At 35.4% G+C, this 1,022-nt stretch carries 2 protein-coding genes; one reads left to right on the plus strand and one right to left on the minus strand.

Annotated elements, in window-relative coordinates; translation table 11 throughout:
* The first annotated feature begins 150 nt into the window (after positions 1-150).
* Entirely contained in the window at positions 151-618 is a 468-nt protein-coding gene (locus AC1DTM_RS28325) for an NUDIX hydrolase (RefSeq protein ID WP_477001471.1), read from the plus strand.
* Positions 619-636: 18 nt separating this feature from the next.
* On the opposite strand, the gene AC1DTM_RS28330 is transcribed toward AC1DTM_RS28325, so the two are convergent.
* Positions 637-1,022, minus strand: a 386-nt coding sequence (locus AC1DTM_RS28330) for a DMT family transporter (protein WP_477001472.1), incomplete at its 5' end; no start/stop codon positions are given.

Raw genomic sequence — 1,022 nt, forward strand, 5'->3', positions numbered from 1 at the left:
ACCATGTATTGTACCCGTTATTTCTTTACACCTTGAACATTTTCGATTTATCATTTTGTTATCACTCCAATCAACTATGATTATCTTAATATAATTCGACATTTACCTTATTATCCCTTTTATGTATTTTATAGAGAAAGGTCGTGTTTTATGATTTCGAAACTCACATTTGGTTCTAAAAAACCTACTGTTCAGTATGTATTACGGCCGAGCTGTTATGCGGTTATTTTTGATCCAACTACTTCAAACATAGCTATCATTCAAAATGGAGAACGTTACTTTTTACCAGGTGGCGGTATGGAAGGTAATGAAACAAAAGAAGGATGTTTGCATCGTGAATTAYTCGAGGAATTAGGATGGACAATTGAAATTGAACAGTATATCGGTAATGCAGCGCGATATTTTTATGCGGAAAAAGAAGATACATATTATTTAAATGATGGGTTCTTTTACATCGCGAAAATGATAAAGAAACAAACCGAAAACTGTGAAGAAGGTCATTTTTTACAGTGGATGCCTCCATTACTGGCTATGGAGCATTTACTTCACGATCATCAAAAATGGGCTGTTGAACAAGCGCTTTTATCGCATAAACAAAAAGGATCTCCTTCTACTTGAAAGAGATCCTTCTCACTATTAACTTGCTTTTTTTAAATTGAAAGCTGGCTTCTTCACTCCGCCTTTTTTTACAACATATAATCCGATGAAGATAATAAACCCGCCAACTAATTGCATCATGTTGATTTGCTCTCCAATTGTTACAGCCGCAAAAATAACTGCGAAAAGTGGAACAAGATACATGTATACCATTACTTTCGTTGAGCCAATTTTGCTAATACCGACATACCACATCGCAAGTCCGAAGATTGTCGCAAAGACGATCGAATATGCTAGTGATCCCCAGCTTGGCATATCTACTGGCCATGTTAACGTATTTACATTGAATAAACAATATATAACGAGTGGTACAATTCCAATTAAAGTAGACCATGATGTGACTCTCATTGCGGAGTATTTTGTAA

Source organism: Bacillus sp. P4_D3, from assembly GCF_056401855.1.